This is a genomic window from Sporosarcina siberiensis (assembly GCF_042681925.1).
GTDB classification, from domain to species: Bacteria; Bacillota; Bacilli; order Bacillales_A; family Planococcaceae; genus Sporosarcina; species Sporosarcina siberiensis.
This window is the reverse complement of record NZ_JBHUGI010000006.1, coordinates 320951-344651: the sequence shown is the minus strand read 5'-3', so window position 1 is coordinate 344651 and position 23701 is coordinate 320951. Positions and strand designations below refer to the sequence as shown.

The window sequence follows — 23701 nt, the reverse complement described above, 5'->3', positions numbered from 1 at the left end:
AATCTAAAAAATCCCCGCCCCTAAATACAAGGGGCGAAGATTCAAAATCTCGCGGTACCACCCTAATTACCGAATAATTACTTCGGTATCTCTGGTTGCCTTAACGCGGCGAACGGCAGTGTTGAACTGCACTCAGGAGTAGCTTTCGACACTTTATTAACGAAAGCCCTCTCAGCCTAGGGGCTTCTTTCTTTACGTAACTGGGTGTGTACTTTCTCCGTCAAAGCATTACATCTATTTAAATGAAGTATAGAAAAGTTCCGAGCTCATGTCAATCAGCAGCTTCGAAAAAAGTGTAAGGAGTGATGCCATCCATACCAATCATTGGATTGATTGAGACAAATGTTTCTGTTGTCAATTTATAAACTGAATGATCATCCTTAACTTCTTCTTGAATCGAACTACTTGAACCTTCATGCTCCGGTTCCTTTTTACTCGTAGTTTCTATAAGATCTATAGTTTCTTCTGTTAAACGCTCTTTCAATGTTGTTTGTCTTTCAAGCTCATCCGCTCGGGCAATGCCCGCTCTAAATTCGGAAGGTTCCCCACATAAAATGAGGAAGTTTTTAGCTCTAGTAATCCCCGTATATATTAAATTTCTCTTCAGCATTTTTCGATGACTTCGAACAATGGGCATAATTACGATTGGGAATTCACTGCCTTGCGCCTTATGAATTGAACAACAATACGCTAATGTAATTTGCTTTAAATCACTTCGTTCATAATTCACTTCAATTCCGTCATAAGAGACAACAAGCAATTCTTTTTTATCAATCGTTTCTTTTGCTTTAAGAATTGCGACGACTTCACCCATATCCCCGTTAAACACATTACTTTCAGGTTGGTTCACGAGTTGCAAGACTTTGTCTCCAATACGGTAAACGGCTTCACCAAAAATAACTTCTTTTCGTTTAGGCCCCGGTGGGTTCACCATTTTTTGAATCATCGTATTCAGCGCATCTATTCCTGCCGGACCTCTATACATAGGTGCTAAAACTTGAATTTCTTTAATTGTATGTCCTTTAGAAATCGCATTTGTCACGATTTGTTGAACGACTTCAAGAATACTTTCACTATCCGCTTTTATAAAAGATCGATCGGATGTTTTATTTGTTATATCGTCTTTCCATTCAGATCTTTTTATCATATGTGCCATTTCAATTATTGTTGAACCCGCACTCTGACGATAAATCTCTGTAAGTTCAATGACTGGAACCTTGCCAGAAGTAAGCATATCTTTCAATACTTGTCCAGGACCTACGGATGGCAACTGGTCTTGGTCTCCAACAAACAATATTTGCACATCATTTGGAAGTGCTTTTAATAATTGGTGTCCAAGCCAAGTGTCGACCATCGACATTTCGTCAATGATTACAAGTTTCCCTTCGATTTCACGCTCTGTTTCCTCATCTTTTTCTCGACCTGTAAAACCAAGAAGACGATGAATAGTCATTGCGGGCAATCCAGTAGACTCCGACATTCGTTTTGCAGCTCGACCCGTTGGTGCTGCTAATATAATGGGAAAGACTTCGTTCTTTTTAGAATATTCTAGCGGGTCAAGTGATAACCCGTGCAACTGTGCATACACTTCAACAAAACCTTGGATGACAGTTGTTTTACCTGTTCCCGGTCCACCCGTAAGAATCATTGTTGGTGAATGAAGTGCAGTTTCAATTGCAGCAACTTGCGTTTCAGCATAGTTGACGCCAATCCGCTCTTCTACTTCTCCAATCGCTGTTCTAATTTCGGACACGGGAAATTGTTCTTTTGTTTCATTTTCCAATAAGCGGCTAATTTTCGAAGCAATTCCAATCTCCGAGAAATAAAGAGACGGTAGATAGATTCTACGTCCTTCCACAGCTATTTTCCCTTCTTCAACAAGTTGGATAATTGCGTCGGATATCGAATTAAATTGAATTTCGAAAGATTGACTCATTTCCAGAAGACGTTTTACTAGTGGCAATACTTCCTCACCATCTAAATAAACATGTCCTTCCGATTGAACGGCCTGATTCATGGAATACAGTATTGCTGCCTTAATTCGCGAGGGATGATCTCCAATAATCCCTAAATTCTTTCCAAGATCATCGGCTCGCTGAAACCCTACTCCCTCAATTTCATCAGTTAAACGATAAGGGTTTTCTGTTAGTAGGGAAAGAGAATCTTCTCGATATGTTTGGTAGATTCGCATGGCAATTTGCGGGCCAAATCCCCATTCATTAAGTTGGATAATCGTCCGCTCAAGCCCCATATTTTGTTCGAGGACTGAAACGAGAGTTTCTTTCCTTTCCTTAGAAAGCTTAGGTACTTTATCTAGAACTGTGGAATCGTCTAAAATCAGCTTGATTGCATCTTTGCCAAGCGTTTTAACAATTGTATCAGCTGTCTTCATCCCAATCCCTGGAAATAAATCCCCTGACAAATAATGAATGAGACCTGTTTCAGTAGCAGGCATTTCTTTAGCAAAAGTATGTACGTCAAACTGAACACCATAGGTTGGATGTTTGACAAGTCTTCCTGTGAACTTGTAATCATCGTCAGGTGTCAGTCGCGGAAAATTTCCTTTTACAATGATTTCTTTATCTTCATTACCGCTATTCGTTTCCTGAACCTTTAATTTAATGATTGTAAAAAGATTATCCGGATTATGGAAGATTGTCACAACCGGTCGTCCGACCAGAAATATTTCTTCTGTTTCTTCCATAGCCAACATCTCCTTAGTTTTCACTTTGTTGAATCATGTCGTAAATATAGCGAGCTTGTTCATAATCATCTTCTATAGTAAATGCTTGTTTTAAATGGGCCAAAGCATCCTCTTTTCGATCGGAAGATACCGCGTAAAGAAATCCAATATTATAATGAGCATCTGCATTGCTTTCTTCTTTATCAAGAATAAAAAGAAATTCCTTTTCAGCTTCTTGGAAGAGCTCCAAATTTGCAAGAATAATTCCATAAGATAATCTTACTTCTAAATCTTCAGGGGCAAGTTCAGCTGCACGTTGCATATACGGGAGTGCTAATTTTGCTTTATCCATACGTTCAAGACTTTTCGCGAGCATAAAATACGCATCGGATTCGTCTACACCTTTACGAACTGCAAGCTCATATAATCGTGACGCTTCTTCATAAAGCTCTTTATTGTAGTACAGACTCGCAAGACCATAATACGCAGTGCCCGCTTCTGGGTCTAATACAATTGCTTTCTGAAAAAAAGGTTCCCCTTTTTCAGCATCTCCTAGGGACGCAAACACATTTCCAAGGTTAATATAACCAACAGCATCTTCTGGTGCATTTTCAATTGCTTGCATAAAGGCTTCTACTGCTTTTTCGTAGGAGCCATCCTGTAACGCTTTTATTCCAATTTCATTGTATTCCATACTATAATTCCCCTTATCCGACGTAATCTAGTTGTTTACCATTTTTTATTACCGTATCTATTGTTCCCCCACCCAAACATTCGTCTCCGTCATAAAAGACTACAGCTTGTCCTGGAGTTATGGCACGAACCGGTTCTACGAATCGTACAATTGCTGTATCATCACTTGTTAACTCAACAACAACTTCAGTGTCTGGTTGGCGATAGCGGAATTTCGCAGTACATGTAAAGGTTTTCGGTAATTTACGTGCTGTTGCAAAATTGATATCAATCGCTGTTAAACTGTCCGAATAAAGTGCGTCATTTGTAAAGCTTTGCTCAACAAGCAGCACATTCTTTTCAAGGTTTTTCCCAACAACAAACCAAGGTTCACCTGCTCCACCTATTCCAAGACCATGACGTTGTCCAATTGTGTAATACATCAGTCCATCATGTTTTCCAATCTTTTCGCCAGTCATAGTTTCCATTGCACCTGGTTGTGCTGGAAGGTATTGACCTAGAAAGTCTTTGAAATTACGCTCTCCTATAAAGCAGATTCCAGTTGAATCTTTTTTAGTTGCTGTAGACAAACCAGCTTCAAGAGCTTTTTCACGCACAATGCTTTTATCCAAATGACCAATTGGAAACATGACTTTTTGCAGCATTTCTTGTGTTAGTTGGTTAAGGAAATACGTTTGATCTTTATTCTCATCTTTCCCTCTAAGCATTGCTACGCCGTCATCTACCTGAACAACTTGTGCATAATGTCCTGTTGCAAGATAATCCGCACCAAGACTCATTGCGTGTTCCATAAATGCCTTGAATTTAATTTCTTTATTGCACATAACATCTGGATTCGGAGTGCGTCCCGCTTTATATTCTTCCAGAAAATACGTGAAAACCTTGTCCCAATACTGTTTTTCGAAATTAACAGCATAATACGGAATTCCAATATCATTACAAACATTAATAACGTCTTCATAATCTTCTGTCGCTGTACAAACGCCAAACTCGTCTGTATCGTCCCAGTTTTTCATAAAGATTCCGATTACATCATAGCCTTGTTCTTTTAATAAAAGTGCCGCTACCGAAGAATCGACCCCTCCGGACATACCTACGACTACTCGTGTTTCTGCTGGTGTTTTAATTGTCATTATTTATTCATCCTTTATAGTTGTCATTTCACAAGTCTATTGATTATTTCTGCAGTTTTTATGCCCGCTTCTTCAATTAATTGTGGATTCAAACCAAGTCCGAAACTGAATCGAACAGAGTTTCTAAGTTGTGGCGCATTACTGCCGTACATGGCTAACAAAACATGAGATGGATCAAGAGAACCTGCAGAACACGCAGAACCACTTGAAACACAAATTCCTGCCATGTCTAAATTCACTAGAAGTGATTCAATATCTGTCCCAGGAAAACTTATATTCAAGACATGTGGAAGTTTTTCCACATCAGACGCATTAACTTCATAATTAATGCCTTTCAGATCCCATACGTTCTTCAGTATATCGCCAAAGTCTTTATATTTCATACGATTGTCTTCAATTGAAACCTGCATAAGCTTAACTGCATCGGAAAACGCCACTATTGCGGGAACATTTTCTGTTCCTGCACGCCGTTTGCGTTCTTGTTGCCCTCCGACTTGCAGGACCTTTGTGTCAATCCCTTTTCGTTGATATAAAAACCCGACCCCTTTAGGCCCGTTCAATTTATGCGCTGAAACCGATAGTAAATCGACGCCTAAATTCCGCACATCAAGTGGTACATGACCATATGCTTGAACTGCATCCGTATGAAAAACTGCGTTGTGATCCTTTAAAACATCCCCGATTAACTGGATTGGCTGGATTGTCCCAACTTCATTGTTGCCATACATTATTGAAACGAGAATAGTAGTATCCCGTAACGCAGTTCTTACTTGCTCTGAAGTTATTAGCCCATTGTCATCTACTTCTAAATATGTGACTTCGAAGCCTTCCAATTCCAGCTGTTTACAAGCGTTTAAAACTGCCGGATGTTCAATATTTGTTGTAATAATATGATTCCCTTTATTTTTCATAGCATAAGCAGTCCCGAAAATTGCAGCATTGTCGGCTTCCGTTCCTCCGGATGTGAAAATGATTTCATTGGGGTCTGCATTGATGGATAAAGCCATTGTTTTTCTCGAATCGTCAAGCCATTTCCGAGCTTCCCTACCATAACTGTGAATACTCGATGGATTGCCAAAAAGAGTCCCAAGCAGTTCAACATAACGTGCTGAAACTTCGGGATGAACCGGGGTTGTCGCAGCATGATCTAAATATATTGTCATTAGAATACTCCTTTATATATAAAACATATAGCCGTCACTCGCTGAATCATTGGTTTTCATTAAATCTTCTATAGTAGTTGTATCCAGTACTTCACGAATTGCCTCTGCCATACGCTTCCAAAGTTCTCTTTGGGGTACATCCACGTCGTCAAGTCCATCAACAGGTTGAATTGGCCCTTCAAGAATACGAATCACTTCACCTGATGTAATTTCAGAGGGAGGCCTTGCAAGCATGTATCCCCCGTATGCACCACGAACACTTTTAACAATTCCGTTGTTTCGCAGAACTGGTATCAATTGCTCCAAATAAGCTTCAGATAACGATTGTTCTTCAGCAATTTGTCGAAGTGGTATTGGACCTTCTCCGTACTTCGTTCCAAGTACTACTACAATCGTTAGTCCATAGCGTCCTTTAGTAGATATCTTCATATAAATAATCCCGTCCTTTATGCGATTGCTTCAAAATATTATAGCACAGGTACTAAGAAAAACAGTACACAGTGTATCGGTGAACATAACCTAACGAACTCGCCAAATGCTTTAGACTAAATTCATGTGTATAATGAAGGAATCATATACGGAGGAGTGAATGATTTGAGAAACGAACCATTGGCATACCGTATGCGACCAACTAAAATTGAAGAAGTAGCCGGACAGGAAGCAATCATTGGTAAAGAAACAGCACTCTACCGTTTAATAAAGAATGGACATGTACCGTCCATGTTGTTATACGGTGAACCTGGTATCGGAAAGACTTCGCTTGCCCATGCCATTGCAGGCTCTAGTGATCTTCCCTTCATTACACTGAACGCAACGGTCTCTGGTAAAAAAGATGTGGAAGATGTTGTCGCAGAGTCAAGAATAACAGGGAAAGTTTTATTGTTTTTAGATGAAATTCATCGTTTTAATAAATTACAACAAGACACACTACTACCACATGTTGAAAGTGGAGCCATCGTATTGATAGGAGCAACAACTGAAAATCCATATCATGATGTAAACCCGGCAATCCGCTCTAGATGTGGCGAAATCCGTCAACTTACCCGATTAGAACCCGAAGACTTATTGAGCGTTTTAAATAGAGCATTGGAAGACAAATCTCGCGGACTCGGAAAGACAGCAATTGAAATTACAGAAAAACAACTACTAACTATTGCTGAAGGCGTGAACGGAGATGCGAGAAAAGCTTTAAACGTTCTTGAATCCATCGTAGTCGCAAGCGATGAAATAGATGGTATAACGATTGTCGAGGACTCGTTATTAGAAAACTTATTAGGGCGCATTGGTCTTTTCGGTGATAATAAAGGCTCTCATTTTTATAATTTATTATCCGCATTACAAAAATCCGTTCGCGGAAGCGATGTGAATGCCTCCATGTATTACCTCGCTCATCTTCTTGAAACAGGCGATTTAGTTGCTGTTTCACGTCGCTTACTCGTCATGGCCTATGAAGACGTTGGCTTAGCATCTCCAGAAGTGGGTCCACATGTACTGGCAGCAACAGAAGCAGCCGTTCGCCTCGGAATGCCTGAAGCACGTATACCTCTTGCGAATGCGGTAATCGAAATGTGTTTGGCACCTAAGTCGAATTCCGCTTACAAAGCATTCGACGCTGCTGTTCAAGCCATTAATGATGGTAAAACAGGCGATATTCCAATGCACCTCAGGGATGCCCATTACAGTGGCGCAGCAGCTCTCGGCCATGTAGGATACAAATATCCACACCATACACCTCTAGGAGAGTTTGGCGGCTGGGTAAACCAGCAATACCTCCCCGACAAAGTCGAAGGTACTGAATTTTATAAACCTGTAATTTCAGGACAAGAAAAAAAGATGGCAGCGATTTATGAAAAACTAAAAGAATTTCGTAAAAAGAAATAAACAATCCCAGTACCCACTGATTTCCGTTCCGACCCGACGCCAGTGGAAACAGCAAGAGCTGAAGTTATTAAAAGAAAATCCCCATCTACAGAAAACATGAGAAAGGGATAAAATTTAACGAACACCTTGTATTCATAAAAGGATGGTAATTTAATGAACATACTTAAGTTGCTTTTATTCTCTATCGTTTTCCTTCTAGTTCTTTCTGGTTGCGTACAAACAAGCGCTACCGAAGAGAATCCCAAAGCCGAAAAAGATACAGCTGAAACAGTTCGTTTAACAGTTTCAGCTGCGGTGAGCTTAACAGATGCACTCGAAGAAATTAAAACGAATTACGAAAAAAACACTGATGTTGAACTAATATTTAACTTAGGTGGTTCCGGAAGTCTAGCACAACAAATTCAGCAAGGCGCACCGGTTGATGTCTTTATATCAGCTAACCAAGACTGGATGGATACACTCGATGAACAAGACCTTATTCTGAAATCGACACGTGAAGACATTACTGGGAATAAGCTGGTTTTGATTGCAGGAAGTTCATCAAATCTTAATTATCGATTGGTAAATGATATTTCTGCTGATGACATAAAACAGATTTCAATTGGTAACCCAGAAAGTGTGCCCGTTGGAAAATACTCCGAGCAGGTTCTTAAGAATCTAAAGATGTGGAATGACTTAGAGAATAAACTCATTCTAGGAAAAAATGTTCGCCAAGTACTGACTTATGTTGAAACAGGTAACGTTGATATAGGTTTTGTATACGAAAGTGATGCTCTATCTTCAGAAAACATTAAAATTTTAACTACTGTAGAAGATGGGTTACATGAACCCATCATTTATCCAGCAGCAGTTCTTACGGATACTAAACACGAGAAAGAATCCACAGAGTTTGTGACGTATATAGCTTCAGAAGAAGCACAAAAAGTCTTGGCGAAATATGGTTTTAAAAAGTGAAATAAGGTGATTTAGATGCTTGATGTAAATTATTCTCCGCTATGGCTTTCTTTAAAAACTGCCACTATTGCAACTGTGATCGTCTTTATTCTCGGTATGTTTTTAGCACGTTTACTTGCACGCAATTCTTTTTTCGGAAAAAGCGTAATTGAAGCTATTATATTATTGCCATTGGTGTTGCCGCCTACAGTAGTTGGATTCGGGCTATTGTACTTATTTGGTAAAAATGGTTTTTTGGGTCGACTCTTGTTAGATCTCTTTGAATTCCAAGTGGTATTTTCATGGTATGCCGTCATAATTGCTGCCGTTGTTGTTTCTTTTCCACTCATGTATCAAAGTGCGTCCGCAGCATTTAAGCAGTTTGACGAAAATATTGAAAATGCAGCATATACAATGGGCGCCTCAAAATGGAAAGTTTTTAGAACAATATCATTTCCTCTTGCTTGGCCAGGTTTGCTGGCAGGTTTAGTCTTATCTTTTGCTCGCGCACTCGGGGAATTCGGTGCCACATTGATGTTAGCCGGATATATCCCTAACGTTACAGATACAATCCCGCTCGCCATTTATTTCGCTGTCGAATCCGGCAATATGGAAATGGCGAAGTTTTGGGTATTAATCATTGTTTCACTTGGATTCACAGCAATTCTTTGGTTAAATTAGTGGAGTAAAAGACATATGATGCGTTATACAGAGCGGAGGGCAAATAATGTTAAAAGTAGATATTAAAAAATCATTACCCCATTTTGAGTTGACAGCAGACTTCATCGTTGAACAAGATGAAATCGTTGCTCTCTTTGGTCCCTCTGGTTCGGGTAAAACAACAATTCTCAATTGTATTGCAGGAATTACCAAAGCTACTAGCGGTAGTATTCAACTAAATAATCATATTCTATTTAATAAAAGAAAAAAGAATGTACCGATTCAACAAAGGAGAATCGCATACTTATTTCAAGATTATGCACTCTTCCCTCACATGACCGTATGGAAAAACATCATGTATGGTATGAAAAATGAACAATTCGCTAAAAAATTATTGACAGAATTAAAAATAGAACATTTAACAGAGCAATTTCCAAATGAAATATCAGGTGGAGAAAAACAACGCGTTGCAATTGCACGTGCATTAGCAACTGAACCTGATTTACTCCTTCTAGATGAACCCTTTTCAGCACTAGATGATGCGACACGTGACACTAGTCACGATGAGTTGTTACGTCTCCATAAACTTTGGAAAATACCTATCATTCTTGTTACACATAATCATGCAGAGGCAGAAAAATTAAGCGATCGAATTTTGTATATAAATGAAGGCATCATACACAACTGAATACAAAAGACTTCACTTTGATTTGCACCAATCAAAATGAAGTCTTTTTTATATACTTATCAATTTTCTCCGTTAGCTACAATTCGCAATCGGTAACAGTTCATTGCTGTTTCGCCAAGATGATCGAGTAGATTATAGTTTGCATATGCACCTACTACAGCTCCAAATCCTGGGATTAATTGAAACATTTTAACCAGGTCAATATAGTCTCGATATTCTTGCTGAAATACTTTCCAATCCATATCCTTCAAAACTAGTTTTTGTTTTTCCCAATCTTCTATAACCCGAAAGGTTTCTTTTCGCTTTTCATCGCTTGAAAAGGCTAGTTGAAACACGTGAAGTATAAATAAACGTTCCTCGTATTCATTTGTATCAAAACCATATATGGTTGCAGCTTCAAACAGGAATTTCATTTTAATGGATAATAATAATGGGAAATCTGCCATCCCCATAAAAATTCCCCCAGCACCCGTACCCGCACCTTCTACCACGGCGGTTTTCCGATACGTTGATAACTTTTTCTTTAATAACTCATCACGTTCATATAAATTTCTCCCAACAGCTTGTTGTCGATTCGTCGTTATATTTGACCCTAGTAACGTAGTTTTCACCATCGCTTTAATGCTATCTGAAATAACAAGATGAACCTTCTCGGGTATCAATGAATTGATTTTCACTTGCCCCTTTTTTGTGAGACGCTTGGCTAGACTGCCTCGTTTTAAGAGCTTTCTTTTCCAAACGTATAATTGATCATCTACTTTTGAACTATATTCAACCAAATCCACATCCCCCTTCACATGTTTTTCAGATTCTCAGTGCAGTATCTTATAAGGGCCAATTTTCAACTACTCGTTTTTTTCTACCCATTGTCGTTTTTGCATGGAGTAAAGATTGGTAGACTGCTTCTTCAGTTGCCTCAATAACCGCTTGGAAAAGGTCACTCATAACCGCACAATCATCTCTGAGAAGTTCGTACGTTTCAGTTATTTGGTCGCTCTCATGCGACACTGTATACGCATTTGAAAAAGCAATGATGAGATCACCACTTCCATTATGTATATGTGTCCCCGTTCTCCCTAAACCAATCGCTGCTCTTTTAGCTAAACGCTTGAGTTGTCGGTCATTGACCGGTGCGTCTGTTGCAACAACGATGATCACAGATCCATCCGGTTTTATCTCATTTGCTTCTGAATCTGGATTTGAAGCCATTTTTTCAGCACCCTGTTCCACAAGCCATTCATTTATGTTACATTCTTCTACTTTTCCAAAGTTGGTTAAAGTTAATACCCCTACCGTATAGGAATGACCTTCTGTTTGAACAATACGTGAAGAAGAACCAATACCACCTTTCATCCCGTAGCAAATCATTCCTTTACCTGCGCCAACAGCACCTTGCTCCATTGGTCCAACATCCGCTTTTTTAAGTGCTTGGATTGCATGTTCCGGTCTTACTTTCATCAATCTCATTGAATTTAAATGGCTGTCATTGCACTCACCAACAACTATATTTAATGAACTTGTTGTATCCGCAATCTTCTCGTTTTCTTCCAACATATACGTAAGTGTTCCTTCTAAAACCGCGCCAACACTAAACGTATTTGTGAGCATTATCGGAGATTCAATCACTCCAAGCTCGTCTACTTGAATAAGTCCAACAGTTTTACCAAAACCATTTAATACAAAATGTGCTGCCGGAACTTTTTGTTCAAAAACATTACCAGTATGCGGGAATATCGCTGTAACCCCTGTACAAACCGATTCTCCATCTTCGAAATGTTCTTCAAGTGTTACATGTCCAACCTTCACACCAGGCACGTCTGTAATTGAGTTCAGATTCCCCGTCAATAATTTCTTTTTAAGTTTAATTTAAATCAAATCCTTTACTGTTTATTCTATTAAACAATAACATAACGAACATCTTTACTGATGATTGATTGCCATTTCTGATTCTTTCTGCCTTAAAAATAAATAAAGGGACTCTTCATCCATCGCTCGAGCAAAATAAAACCCTTGAATTAAGTCAACTTGCATTTTCTCGAGAAGATGGTATTGAGATATATCAACAACACCTTCTGCTACAATTTCAAAATTTAGACCGTGACCTAATTCAATAATGGTTCTTAAAATGGCCATCACAATTGGATCATCGTCTAAATGATCCACAAAGGATTTATCGACCTTAATTCGATCGATGGGCATCAATCGTAAATAATTAAGGGATGAATATCCTGTTCCAAAGTCATCCAAAGCAATTTGAATACCAAGAGCTTTCAATTCTGCAAGCTTTTCAATAATTCCTTCATCATTATTAATAATAACGGATTCTGTTAGTTCTATTTCTAATAATTTTGGAGGAACTGTATGCTTATCTAGAGCATTTATTAATTTTTGGACAAAATCCTTTTCCCGAAGTTGAATAGCACTTACATTGACGCAAACTCGTTCTATATATGGAAATTCGAGAACGATTCCTTTTATCATTTGTAAACTTGTATCGATCACCCAATCCCCTATTGGACAAATCTGCCCCGACTTTTCAGCGAGTGGTATGAATTCATCTGGCGAAACCAATCCCCATTCAGGATGATTCCACCGAATAAGCGCTTCCATACTTGTCATTTTACCTGATTTAATATCTAGCTGCGGTTGATAGACCAGAAAAAACTCATTATTCTTAACGGCAGTTCGTAAACCGCGATTCAACTTTATCTCCGTTTCGAAAGCTAATTTCATATTTGGATCAAAGAAAAAGACTTTATTACGCCCTGCTTCTTTCGACTTATACAATGCAGTATCCGAATTGGTAAATAACCCTTCTTTGGTAGTCGAATCTTCTGGAAAAATTGAAACACCCATTGATGATGTAATATATAAAGCAGTGTCAAATATTTTGAAAACATCAGCAAACGATTTGTGAACACGTTTTATAATACCGCGAACTGAAGATAAATCCTCTATATCTCCAGGTATTAACAATACAAATTCGTCTCCACCCAAACGACCGAAAAAGCTATCTTTAGGTAATAAATCCCGAATTCGATTTCCAACTTTTATTAACAGCTCATCTCCGTAAGCATGACCATATGTATCATTTACTTCCTTAAAGTTGTCTAAATCCATAAAAACCACGGTAATTATTTGTCCGTTTTTATTTGCTTCTACGATTAATTCGTCTAGTTTCTCTTCAATGGAATTCCGATTTGGTTGTTTCGTTAATGAGTCATGATGAGCCTGATGAGTCATTTCTTTCATTTGAATTTGGATTTTGTTTGCCATTTGATCGAAAGCGCGTGCAATTATACCAATTTCATCTTGACGCACAATTCCTACTCGAGCACCATAATCTCCATTTTTCATTTTATCTATACCATATGTAATCCGCGAGATATCTTTTAATAGAAAGCGCAAAACAATTGATAGCATCGTTAATAACAAAGTTAAAGCTATGATCCAAAATGTTAACAATGTTTTTTGATACTCTGCAAATGGTTGGAGTACGATTTTTTCTGGTACATACAAAATAATTTTCCAACCCATACCTTCTACTATGCTAATCTCGGAATAATATTTTTCTCCATCTAATTCTAAATTAAGAACATTAGAATTAGAAAACTTTTGATTTTCAAACACATCCCACATATTCTGTTCATCATAAAGTACATGATTATCTCCAGCAACTAAGATTAAATGACGTCCATCTGTCTCAAATTGCTTTAACATTGCAGGCAAAGAATCAATATGGACATCCACCCCTAAATAAGCTAAACGTTCACCCTCAATTTGAATAGGGTTAATTACGCTCATCGTCAATTGGTCCGTAGCAAAATCCAAATATGGATCCGAATAAAAAAGACCATCCTTACTCTTGGATTCCTTAAACCAGGGTCTGTTCTCAATGTCTAATAAACTGTTTGAAAGATACCCATTGTTCGCAATAGAATTCCTGTGCTTTACATTTGCTAACCAGAGCAATTCTACATCTTCATTATTTTCCACCGCCTCCGCAAGAATCTCTTGCAGTACGACGTAATCTGGATTGGTTTGAACACTTTCTTTATCTTCATCAATCAATATCGATTTTATGACGGGGATTATCGAAAGTTGCTTGACGATTTCACCTTTTTGTTCAAAAAAAGAAAATACTTCCTTTTCGACGATTGAGATTTCGGATGAAAATTCACGCTCCAACTGAAAGACCATTAATTTTTTTGATTTTGTGAAGGAATAAGAAGCAACAAGTAACATAATAGTCAATATTACTATAAACATAGAAATAACTACCTTGCTTGTAATACCCATATTTAATTGCTGCACTCTTTTTAACATGAGTTTACCTCCCCCACCTTATGACATCTCATTTGAACTGGTTAATCTTTTAATATCGCAACTGAAGTGTCTTTATCACTATTTCCCAAAAACAAATAAACCTTTAGTAGTACTTAAAATGTACCCTTTATCTTATAAATTGTAAACAATCATTTAATAGAAATAGAACTTTAAATTATTAGTGTAAGTATGTACAGTTTCATATTCATTTTAAAGGATGTACTTCGAAATATAAAAAGGCAATTGTACATGTCGACTGACATGTACAATTGCCTTAAATAAGATAGGTTTATTAAATGCTAGAATATAAATTAATACTTTTTGTTCATCTATAACAACAATTGGATATTTCGATTCCAACACTTTCGAAACAACGTCCTACATATACTATTCAGTGTCTTTAAATTTGTAATCTTTTAAAATTAATTGGTTTGTAAGACTTTGTCTTTGACTCGTTGGATTGGAATATCTTCTACAATTGTATTCATTACCCAACTCGCACAAACTAGACCCGCAACCGATGGAACGAAAGCATTTGAAGCAGGAGGCAATTCGGCTTTACGAATTGTCGCATTTGAATTCCCTACAGTTTCTAGTACATCTTCACGTATTACGACCGGACTTTCATCTGAAAATACTACTGGAACGCCTTTGTATATTCCAAGTTTTTTCAGTTTTTTACGGATTACTTTTGCTACAGGATCTGTATGTGTCTTTGAAATATCTGAAATTTGAAATCGGGTAGGATCCATTTTATTTGCTGCACCCATTGAAGAAATTATCTTTACATCTCTAGTAATACATTCATTAATCAGATGGACTTTATAAATAATTGTATCCGATGCATCTATGACATAATCCGGTTGATAACTAAAAAACTCATCAGAAGTTTCCTCTGTGTAAAACATATGAAGTGAGATAACTTCACAATCCTTATTTATATCTGCAATTCTTTCTGCCATGACTTCTGTTTTAGATCTACCAACTGTTGATAAATAAGCAACAAGCTGACGATTGATATTCGTAATATCAATCGTATCCTTGTCAACGAGTATAATTCGCCCTATACCACTTCTCGCACAGGCTTCAGCTGCAAACGAACCAACGCCACCGACACCTAATATCGCAACCGTTGTATTGCGCATCCGCTCGACGCCTTTTGTTCCAATCGCTAATTCATTTCTAGAAAACTGATGCAACAAACAAATTCCGCCCTTCTTAAACTAAAGTATCTATATTTTCCAACAAAAAACCTCTCCGCAAAAAATCAGAGAGGACGAATTATAAAGTAAGAAAAAATCCCAAATGTGCCGTCTTTGTAGTATCGTTTTGAACCCGCATCAAGCAGGTGGGTGTCCTATTCAATTATTTTGACGTCCCATGACAGGCGTGCCATCCTAATCGAAATATAGACTCCCGACGATATAAATGTTCGGTCAAAACTGATTGTCAAATAACGAACACCTCAGGATTTGTATTACTCTTAGATTAACATAGAAGTGAAACAACTTCAATGTTTTTAATTTAAAACGAATGCGCATATTCACACTTTTGAATTATTTACCTTTTTTATTTAGAACTGAAATACCTAGTTCTGCTAGTTGACCCGCATCTACACTGTCAGGTGCAGAAGTTAACAGACAGCTCGCACTTGAAGTTTTTGGAAAAGCGATTGTGTCACGTAAATTCGTAGAACCCGAAAGCAACATGACGATTCGGTCTAACCCAAATGCAATCCCTCCATGTGGTGGTGTTCCATAGTCAAAAGCATCAAGTAAAAATCCGAATTGTTCCTGAGCTTGTTCTGCACTAAACCCAAGAGCTTTGAACATACTCTCTTGAACATCTCGCTCATATATACGAAGTGATCCACCACCAAGTTCAAAACCGTTCAGCACCAAGTCGTAAGCTTCAGCTTTCACAGTTTCTGGACTTGTCACTAGCTCTTCAACGTCTGTGGGCATTGTAAATGGATGATGAGCAGCTGTATAACGACCTTCTGAAGGATCGAATTCAAATAATGGCCATTCCGTTACCCACAAGAAATTGAATTTCGATTCATCAATAAGACCTTGATCTTTCCCAAGTTTAATACGTAATGCACCCAAAGAGTCCGCAACTACATTCTTTTTGTCTGCAACAAAGAGTAGTAAATCCCCAACTTCAGCATCCGCTGCCGATTGTAATGCTTCGGCTAACTGACCTTCAAAAAACCGTGCAATCGGACCTGTTAAACCTTCCTCTGTAACTTTCAACCATGCAAGACCTTTTGCACCATAAACGGAAACATATTGGCCCAATACCTCATCGATATCTTTACGTGTGAAGTCTTTTGCAGCATTCTTCACATTTATTAATTTAACTTGACCGCCTGCTTCAACCGCACCGCTAAATACTTTAAATGGCGCTTCTTTCACGACGTCCGAAACATCTATAAGCTCCATACCGAATCTTGTATCTGGTTTATCTGAACCGAAACGCATCATTGCTTCGTCGTAAGGAATGCGTTTAAATGGAATTTGAATATCGATTCCTTTTACATTCTTCATAACTTTTTGCATGAGACGTTCATTCAATTCCATTATGGCTTCTTTTGACATGAAACTCATTTCCATATCAATTTGTGTGAATTCAGGCTGACGGTCTGCACGCAGATCTTCATCCCGGAAGCAACGCGCGATTTGATAGTACTTATCAAAGCCAGAAACCATTAACATTTGTTTGAAAAGTTGTGGTGATTGGGGCAATGCATAAAATTCACCATCATGAACACGGCTCGGTACTAGATAGTCACGCGCTCCTTCAGGAGTTGACTTCGTTAATATCGGAGTTTCAACTTCCAAGAATCCTTCGTCATCCAAAAAGTTTCGCACTGTACGAGTGATATCCGAACGCATTTTAAATATCTTTGCAAGTCTTGGTCTACGAAGATCCAAGTATCTGTACTTCAGACGAATCTCTTCATTGGCATCTGTTTCATCTTCTATAATAAATGGTGGTGTTTTTGCTTTATTAATGATTGTTATTTCTTCAACTTGAACTTCAATTGAACCTGTTTCTATGTTTGGGTTCTTTTGTGATTCCTGACGCTCGATTACTTTACCAGTAATACTAAGAACGTACTCACTTCTCACGCCTTCAGCTATTTCAAGTGCTTCTTTAGAATAATCTGGACTAAAAATTGTTTGAACTACTCCAGAACGGTCACGTAAATCAATGAAGATAAGTCCTCCGAGATCTCTTCTAATTTGAACCCAGCCTTTAATCGTTACAGTAGACCCCACTTGTGTTTCTGATATCTCACCACAATAATGTGTACGTTCCATACTTTTCATCTTCCTTCCTTTATCGTTTCAAAGAACTAGTGATTTTCCCCACCAATTCGGATGTTGCGATTTTCTCTTGTGTACCGTCTGACATATTTCGAACCATAGCAACATCTTCCGCTACTTCGTCTTCACCAATCACTACAACAATTTCTGCATTTAAACGATCAGCAGACTTCATTTGACCTTTCATCTTACGATCCATATAGTCCATATCTGAACGAATGCCCGATTTTCTAAGTTCATTTAGAAGTTTAAATCCTGGTCGTTTTGCATCATCACCAAGTGTGACAATGTAGACTTCAAGATTCGGCTCTTCATCAAATGATTTCCCTTCAGCATTCATTGCTAGAAGAAGACGTTCAATACTCATTGCAAATCCTATACCGGGTGCTGATGGACCACCAATGTCTTCGGCAAGACCGTTATATCTTCCACCACCGCATAATGTAGTAATTGCACCAAACCCTTTTGAAGTGCTCATTATTTCAAAAGCTGTGTGGTTGTAGTAATCAAGACCCCTTACTAAATTCGCATCCACAACGTAAGAAATGTTTAAGTCGTCTAAGTAACTTTTTACTTGTTCAAAATAAGCTGCCGAATCTTCATTTAAATAATTGGGTAAAGAAGGTGCAGTGGCAATCAATGGATTTCCACTATCTACTTTACAGTCCAGTATGCGCAAAGGATTCATATCCAACCTTGATTTACAATCTGAGCAAAACTCATCTATATGTGGAGTAAAGTGAGCAATAAGTGCATCTTTATGAGCTTTTCTACACTCTGTATCACCCAATGAATTCAATACAAGTTTTAAATCTGTCAGTCCCGCTCTCTGATAAACATTCATAGCAAGCGCAATGACTTCAGCGTCTATCGCAGGATCGGCACTCCCTATAGCTTCTGCTCCAAATTGTACAAATTGTCTATACCGTCCAGCCTGTTGGCGTTCATAGCGGAACATCGGGCCAACATAAAATAGTTTTACGGGCTGATCGGGAATGCCAAACATTTTATTTTCAACAAACGAACGAACGACTGGTGCAGTTCCTTCAGGACGGAGTGTCATTGAACGATTACCCTTGTCCGTAAATGTATACATTTCCTTTTGTACAACATCTGTTGTTTCTCCAACAAGTCGTTGAAATAACTCAGTTTGCTCAAAGATTGGAGTACGGATTTCCTTATAACGAAATGCATCACTTACATGCTTAATGATCGATTCAACTTGCTGCCACTTCCATGTCTCAGAGGGCAAAATGTCTTGTGTTCCTCTAGGTACTTTAAATAGCATGATGATTCCCCTTTCTCATAAAAAATACAAAGTGTTTATTTAAATACCCACATACAAAGATTTGGAAAAACAAAAAAAGACCCCCATCCCCTGCATATGCAAGGGACGAGAGCCTTTATAGCTTCCGTGGTTCCACCCTAATTGGCGCTAAACTTTCAGCACCCACTCGTAATCCGATATAACGGTCGGTTCCGTCTGTACCTACTGTAAAATTACGTTCAGCACAGAGCTTCGGTGATGTTTTTCATCGTATGTAGTCTGTAGGGTGGATTTCAGCCAGGTCCTCCCCTCTCTTGTCAGCTTCATATACAATTACTTTTCACGTCATAAGCAAAAAAATATTGGTCAATTACAGCTTATCATAATGACTTTAATAAGAAGTGTCAACCTTTTAGCAAATCTTGTAGTTATTTGTACAAGTTATGATTATAATAGAATAAAAGGGGTGGTTTTTTGCCAAAAGCGATGAAATGGGCGATTGTTTTCGTTCTTACATTCACACTTGTTGTGAACACACAAGTTCATAAAGCAGCCGCTGAAACCGCAATTGTAGGTGTAGATTCTCTTAACATAAGATCTGGTCCCGGGCTTACATATGATGTAATTGGTACATCAAAAAGAGGAGAATCCTTAACAATTCTTGCAACTTCAGATGAATGGATTCAAATCAAACACGGAAACGGCACAGGATGGATAGCTTCATGGCTCGTTACTATGAACACAACAGCTTCGAAAAAGTCTTCACTTGTAGTTTCACGTGTAGATCGTTTAAATATCCGATCAGGCCCGTCTGTCGGTTCTTCCATTCTTGGACGAATGAATGCTGGTGACGAAGCAAAAATGATTGACCAAAACGGTAGTTGGACTCAAATTATTATTAACAATACTACAGGATGGATTCATTCAGAATATATCACTGAAATAGCCGAGCAAGTTGAACATGTTTCAACAGAGCAAAAACAAGATACGTTTACAATTGCTGTCGATGCATTAAATGTACGAAAAAATGCTGACTTGTCCTCAAAACGCGTAGGAATTATTTATAAAAATGAGTCTTATGAAATAAAAGAGATAAACGGAAATTGGGTTCGGATAGTTTTTGACACAGACAAAAGTAAAGAAGGATGGGTTTATTCGTTCCACGGCTCGATTTCTTCTTCAGCTACGGTTGCAAATAACAAACAAGTAGCAACGAATAATACCGTTACGATTCTTTCGAATGGAACGAATATTCGTGAATCTGCAACAACATCCTCACCCGTAGCAACACGTGCAGATGCGGGCGAACGATTTACCATTAAGTCCCAAGCGGGTGACTGGTTTGAAGTTGCACTACCCAATGGAAAATCTGCCTTTGTCGCAAAATGGGTTGTTTCCACAAGTGAAGATATTCACACTGAACAACAAACAAAGAAAGAAAATAGTGCTCGAGTGCCCGGTACTTTAAAAGGACTAACAATCGTCGTTGATCCCGGTCACGGTGGAAATGACCGCGGCTCCACAGGTGCTCGTGGGACAGACGAAAAGGACATCACCTTACTAACATCGGAAAGACTTGCCTCGAAGCTTAAAGCAGCTGGTGCTAACGTTATACTCACTCGTGAATCAGATGCCTACGTTTCTCTCCGCAAAAGAGTAGCCGTAAGTCATCAAGTAGAAGCGGATGCTTTTATTAGTGTTCACTATGATGCTACAACTACTCCTTCGGTGGGTGGATTTACAACATACTATATGCATGAACGGCAAAAAAGTTTGGCTATGTATGTAAATGATGGACTGGCTTCTTCTGTTGCCCTTAGAAACCGCGGTGCACAACCAGGAGATTTTCTAGTACTTCGTGAAAACAGACAAAATGCCGTTTTAATTGAACTCGGATTTATTTCCAATCCGGGAGAAGAATTGAGTGTCACAACAGATAGTTTCCGTGAACAAGCATCACTCGGCATTTACAATGGACTTCTCAATTACTTTAACTCTAATTAAACTAAAAGGACCTTTCCAGTATGTCGGAAAGGTCCTTTTTTAGTTTGAATGTAGAATAAATAATACATTAAAGAATCCTGTTGTCTCTCGCCGATTTCCGTTCCGCCTGGAACGGAAAGCAACGGAATAGAAGGATTCTTTAGCTAAACTGGAAAGGTCCTTTCTTATTTGGATTCAAGTAATATCGTAACGGGTCCATCGTTGATGAGTTCTACGTTCATCATTGCTCCAAAAACACCAGTTTCTACAACCAAGCCTTCTTCTTTAAGCTTTTGATTGAAAAAATTCCAAAGTGGCTCTGCTTGTTCAGGTCGGGCAGCTTCTATAAAGCTGGGACGCCGCCCTTTTTTTGTATCACTGTACAAAGTGAACTGTGAAACTGAGAGGATATCCCCACCCGCTTCATGAATAGAGCGATTCATCTTTCCTTCTTCATCTTCCCACAACCGAAGAGTAGAAACCTTTTTCGCAAGATAAATTGCATCTGCCTCGGTATCTTCATGTGTAATTCCAACGAGTAACACATATCCCTTAGTTATTGAGCCTGTAACTGCATTATTAACTTGAACAGATGCTGGACCTGTCCGTTGTAAAAGTATTCTGATTGCCATCACCTCTATTAATTTATTACACGTTCCACTGAGTAAATATCTCGAACTTGTTTAATTCGGTCGATAATTCGATGTAAATGTTCAATATTTGTAATTTTAATCGTCATATTCATTTTGGCAATGCTTTCCTTATCGGCTTTTCCGCTAACAGCGACAATAGGAGTCTTTGTTTCGGCAACAACCATCATTAATTCATTTAACAAACCTTGTCTATCAAAGCCAGTTATTTCAATATCCACTTGGAATTCTTTACGAACGCCTTCAACTCCATTTGCCCATTCAACATCGATGATACGATCATTGGCTTCATCGTCAGACATAATATTCGGGCAATCCGTTCTGTGAACCGAAACACCTCGTCCTTTTGTAATAAAACCGACAATAGCATCACCAGGTACTGGGTTGCAACATTTGGACAACCGAATTAATAAATTATCAATACCTTCAACAATAACACCCGATTCCGTCATTTTATTGGAAGGCGGTGTTTGCATATCGGATACGATTTTATCAATTGTATCTTGTTTTTCACGCTCTCGTCTAGACTTTTCCGTTAGACGGTTCGCTACTTGTTGGGCAGTTATTCCGTTAAATCCAACAGCTGCACACATATCTTCTTCTGATGTAAAGTTATACTTTTCACAAACGCGTTTAATATTTTCCTGTGTCAGTACTTCTTTAACAACGAAGCCTAGTGCTTTTATTTCTTTTTCAATCGCTTCCTGGCCTTTATGAATATTTTCATCACGTAATTGTCTTTTAAAATAAGACCGTATCTTATTTTTTGCTTGTGAAGATACTGCGATTTTTAGCCAATCTCGGCTTGGGCCGAATGATTGTTTTGACGTTAATATCTCAATAATGTCTCCAGTGAATAATTCCGTGTCAAGCGGAACCATTTTGCCGTTTACCTTCGCACCAATTGTTCTATTTCCAATTTCCGAGTGAACGCGATAAGCAAAATCAATAGTAACTGACCCGGAAGGCAGTTCCATTACATCTCCATTCGGAGTGAATACATAAACCATATCGGAAAACAAATCGAATTTTAAGGACTCCATAAACTCTTCGGCATCGGATGATTCGTTTTGAAACTCAAGAATTTCTCTAAACCAAGTCAACTTGGAATCTATATCACTCGGGTTTGAAGAAAGTGACTTCCCTTCCTTGTAAGCCCAGTGTGCAGCAACTCCAAATTCCGAAATTTTATGCATTTCTGTCGTACGGATTTGTACTTCAAGTGGATCTCCACCTGGCCCTACAACCGTAGTATGTAAAGATTGATACAAGTTTTGCTTTGGCATAGCGATATAATCTTTAAAACGGCCCGGCATTGGCTTCCATAGAGTGTGAATGATACCAAGAACAGCATAGCAATCTTTAATACTAGGTACGATGATCCGAACAGCAAGTAAATCATAAATTTCATTGAACTCTTTACCCTGAACCATCATTTTTCGATAAATGGAATAGAGATGTTTTGGACGTCCAGACATATCTGCTTCAATTTCCATATGTTCAAGTTCAGATTTTATCTGTGTCATAAGATCTGCTAAATATTTTTCACGTTCAACCCGCTTGCGTTTCATCATATTTACAATCCGGTAGTATTGTTGTGGATTTAGATAGCGCAAGGCAATGTCTTCAAGTTCCCATTTAATCGCTGAAATTCCGAGTCTATGTGCGAGGGGTGCAAATATTTCTAAGGTCTCTGAGGCTACACGTCGTTGTTTTTCCTCGGAAACATGTTTTAAAGTGCGCATATTGTGCAATCGGTCTGCAAGTTTGATTAGGATTACTCTAATATCTTGTGCCATAGCAACAAACATTTTCCTATGATTCTCTGCTTGCTTTTCTTCTTTAGACTTGTATTTCAATTTATCAAGTTTCGTTACACCGTCTACAAGCATGGCAACTTCTTCGCCAAAATCTCGTATGATGTCCTCTCTGCCCACTTTGGTATCTTCTACAACATCATGCAAGAATCCAGCTGCAACAGTAGAGGGGTCCATTTGAAGCTCGGCAAGTATACCAGCGACTTGTACCGGATGAAGGATATAAGCTTCGCCGGAGCTTCTGAACTGACCTTCATGAGCGATTTTAGCAGCTTCATAAGCCTTTTTCACAATTTGAACATGCTCTTCATTCATATAAGAGGCAACGAGTGCGAATATGTCTTCTTCTGTCATGCCGCGGTTTTTCGCCATTATATTACCCCCTTCGATCTATTTCCCTAAAAACATTAGTATTCCTATTGTATGTATAAATGCATGCAAATGTAAAGTGCTTAGAAAGAAAAGCCCCTCGCTTGTTTGCGAAGGACCTCT

The 23701-nt window shown here is 38.5% G+C and carries 18 protein-coding genes, 1 other RNA gene and 2 other annotated features; of the genes, 5 read left to right on the top strand and 14 right to left on the bottom strand.

Annotated features, from left to right (window positions below):
• Positions 1-26: 26 nt before the first annotated feature.
• Positions 27-233 (bottom strand) — a binding site (T-box leader).
• Positions 234-271: 38 nt separating this feature from the next.
• From recD2 to cymR, 5 genes are read right to left on the bottom strand one after another with little or no spacing between them, the layout of a single operon-like run.
• Positions 272-2704, bottom strand: a complete 2433-nt coding sequence (gene recD2, locus ACFSFY_RS04620; RefSeq protein ID WP_381535992.1) for an SF1B family DNA helicase RecD2 — start codon at positions 2702-2704, stop codon at positions 272-274.
• A gap of 13 nt (positions 2705-2717) precedes the next feature.
• Positions 2718-3377: a tetratricopeptide repeat protein gene (locus ACFSFY_RS04615; protein WP_381535991.1), complete on the bottom strand. Its 660-nt coding sequence runs from the start codon at positions 3375-3377 to the stop codon at positions 2718-2720.
• 13 nt (positions 3378-3390) lie between these two features.
• Positions 3391-4509: a tRNA 2-thiouridine(34) synthase MnmA gene (gene mnmA / locus ACFSFY_RS04610; protein WP_381535990.1), complete on the bottom strand. Its 1119-nt coding sequence runs from the start codon at positions 4507-4509 to the stop codon at positions 3391-3393.
• Positions 4510-4532: 23 nt separating this feature from the next.
• Entirely contained in the window at positions 4533-5672 is a 1140-nt protein-coding gene (locus ACFSFY_RS04605) for a cysteine desulfurase family protein (RefSeq protein WP_381535989.1), read from the bottom strand.
• A 12-nt stretch (positions 5673-5684) separates the two neighbouring features.
• On the bottom strand, positions 5685-6101 hold the full coding sequence (gene cymR / locus ACFSFY_RS04600) for a cysteine metabolism transcriptional regulator CymR (protein ID WP_381535988.1): 417 nt from the start codon (positions 6099-6101) through the stop codon (positions 5685-5687).
• Between the two features lie 165 nt (positions 6102-6266).
• Between cymR and ACFSFY_RS04595 the strand changes: the two genes are divergently transcribed.
• The 4 genes from ACFSFY_RS04595 (at position 6267) to ACFSFY_RS04580 (ending at position 9834) form a co-directional block, all read left to right on the top strand.
• Positions 6267-7553 (top strand): replication-associated recombination protein A, encoded by a 1287-nt coding sequence (locus ACFSFY_RS04595; RefSeq protein WP_381535987.1) that lies wholly within the window; start codon positions 6267-6269, stop codon positions 7551-7553.
• A 153-nt stretch (positions 7554-7706) separates the two neighbouring features.
• Positions 7707-8507, top strand: a complete 801-nt coding sequence (modA, locus tag ACFSFY_RS04590) for a molybdate ABC transporter substrate-binding protein (protein WP_381535986.1) — start codon at positions 7707-7709, stop codon at positions 8505-8507.
• A gap of 15 nt (positions 8508-8522) precedes the next feature.
• Positions 8523-9167: a molybdate ABC transporter permease subunit gene (modB, locus tag ACFSFY_RS04585; RefSeq protein WP_381535985.1), complete on the top strand. Its 645-nt coding sequence runs from the start codon at positions 8523-8525 to the stop codon at positions 9165-9167.
• Between the two features lie 46 nt (positions 9168-9213).
• Positions 9214-9834 carry an ATP-binding cassette domain-containing protein gene (locus tag ACFSFY_RS04580; RefSeq protein WP_381535984.1) on the top strand — a complete coding sequence of 207 codons (621 nt, stop codon included), beginning with the start codon at positions 9214-9216 and terminating at the stop codon, positions 9832-9834.
• A gap of 59 nt (positions 9835-9893) precedes the next feature.
• Here the strand turns inward: ACFSFY_RS04580 and ACFSFY_RS04575 are convergent, their stop codons facing one another.
• The 7 genes from ACFSFY_RS04575 to hisS all read right to left on the bottom strand — a co-directional run bounded on the left by ACFSFY_RS04575 (position 9894) and on the right by hisS (position 18780).
• A complete protein-coding gene (locus ACFSFY_RS04575; RefSeq protein WP_381535983.1) occupies positions 9894-10613 on the bottom strand; it encodes an EcsC family protein in 720 nt (239 codons plus the stop codon).
• 46 nt (positions 10614-10659) lie between these two features.
• Positions 10660-11679 (bottom strand): DmpA family aminopeptidase, encoded by a 1020-nt coding sequence (locus ACFSFY_RS04570; protein WP_381535982.1) that lies wholly within the window; start codon positions 11677-11679, stop codon positions 10660-10662.
• Positions 11680-11754: 75 nt separating this feature from the next.
• Positions 11755-14160 (bottom strand): EAL domain-containing protein, encoded by a 2406-nt coding sequence (locus ACFSFY_RS04565; RefSeq protein ID WP_381535981.1) that lies wholly within the window; start codon positions 14158-14160, stop codon positions 11755-11757.
• Positions 14161-14582: 422 nt separating this feature from the next.
• On the bottom strand, positions 14583-15362 hold the full coding sequence (locus ACFSFY_RS04560) for a tRNA threonylcarbamoyladenosine dehydratase (protein ID WP_381535980.1): 780 nt from the start codon (positions 15360-15362) through the stop codon (positions 14583-14585).
• 92 nt (positions 15363-15454) lie between these two features.
• A non-coding RNA gene (gene ssrS / locus ACFSFY_RS04555) (6S RNA) lies at positions 15455-15635 on the bottom strand.
• 81 nt (positions 15636-15716) lie between these two features.
• On the bottom strand, positions 15717-17486 hold the full coding sequence (aspS, locus tag ACFSFY_RS04550; RefSeq protein ID WP_381535979.1) for an aspartate--tRNA ligase: 1770 nt from the start codon (positions 17484-17486) through the stop codon (positions 15717-15719).
• 19 nt (positions 17487-17505) lie between these two features.
• Positions 17506-18780, bottom strand: a complete 1275-nt coding sequence (gene hisS, locus ACFSFY_RS04545) for a histidine--tRNA ligase (protein WP_381535978.1) — start codon at positions 18778-18780, stop codon at positions 17506-17508.
• Between the two features lie 98 nt (positions 18781-18878).
• Positions 18879-19117, bottom strand: a binding site (T-box leader).
• Between the two features lie 116 nt (positions 19118-19233).
• Between hisS and ACFSFY_RS04540 the strand changes: the two genes are divergently transcribed.
• A complete protein-coding gene (locus ACFSFY_RS04540) occupies positions 19234-20763 on the top strand; it encodes an SH3 domain-containing protein (protein ID WP_381535977.1) in 1530 nt (509 codons plus the stop codon).
• A 164-nt stretch (positions 20764-20927) separates the two neighbouring features.
• On the opposite strand, the gene dtd is transcribed toward ACFSFY_RS04540, so the two are convergent.
• Together dtd and ACFSFY_RS04530 are read right to left on the bottom strand one after the other, a co-directional pair.
• Entirely contained in the window at positions 20928-21368 is a 441-nt protein-coding gene (gene dtd / locus ACFSFY_RS04535) for a D-aminoacyl-tRNA deacylase (protein WP_381536049.1), read from the bottom strand.
• Positions 21369-21382: 14 nt separating this feature from the next.
• Entirely contained in the window at positions 21383-23581 is a 2199-nt protein-coding gene (locus tag ACFSFY_RS04530) for a RelA/SpoT family protein (RefSeq protein ID WP_381535976.1), read from the bottom strand.
• Positions 23582-23701 lie beyond the last annotated feature (120 nt).

Bases quoted from the DNA above. Each gene is read 5' to 3' on its own strand.
- ACFSFY_RS04565 (WP_381535981.1), bottom strand. From the start codon at position 14,160: ATGTTAAAAAGAGTGCAGCAATTAAATATGGGTATTACAAGCAAGGTA.
- modA (WP_381535986.1), top strand. From the start codon at position 7,707: ATGAACATACTTAAGTTGCTTTTATTCTCTATCGTTTTCCTTCTAGTT.
- ACFSFY_RS04580 (WP_381535984.1), top strand. From the start codon at position 9,214: ATGTTAAAAGTAGATATTAAAAAATCATTACCCCATTTTGAGTTGACA.
- cymR (WP_381535988.1), bottom strand. From the start codon at position 6,101: ATGAAGATATCTACTAAAGGACGCTATGGACTAACGATTGTAGTAGTA.
- hisS (WP_381535978.1), bottom strand. From the start codon at position 18,780: ATGCTATTTAAAGTACCTAGAGGAACACAAGACATTTTGCCCTCTGAG.
- modB (WP_381535985.1), top strand. From the start codon at position 8,523: ATGCTTGATGTAAATTATTCTCCGCTATGGCTTTCTTTAAAAACTGCC.
- recD2 (WP_381535992.1), bottom strand. From the start codon at position 2,704: ATGGAAGAAACAGAAGAAATATTTCTGGTCGGACGACCGGTTGTGACA.
- aspS (WP_381535979.1), bottom strand. From the start codon at position 17,486: ATGGAACGTACACATTATTGTGGTGAGATATCAGAAACACAAGTGGGG.
- ACFSFY_RS04605 (WP_381535989.1), bottom strand. From the start codon at position 5,672: ATGACAATATATTTAGATCATGCTGCGACAACCCCGGTTCATCCCGAA.
- ACFSFY_RS04530 (WP_381535976.1), bottom strand. From the start codon at position 23,581: ATGGCGAAAAACCGCGGCATGACAGAAGAAGACATATTCGCACTCGTT.
- mnmA (WP_381535990.1), bottom strand. From the start codon at position 4,509: ATGACAATTAAAACACCAGCAGAAACACGAGTAGTCGTAGGTATGTCC.
- ACFSFY_RS04615 (WP_381535991.1), bottom strand. From the start codon at position 3,377: ATGGAATACAATGAAATTGGAATAAAAGCGTTACAGGATGGCTCCTAC.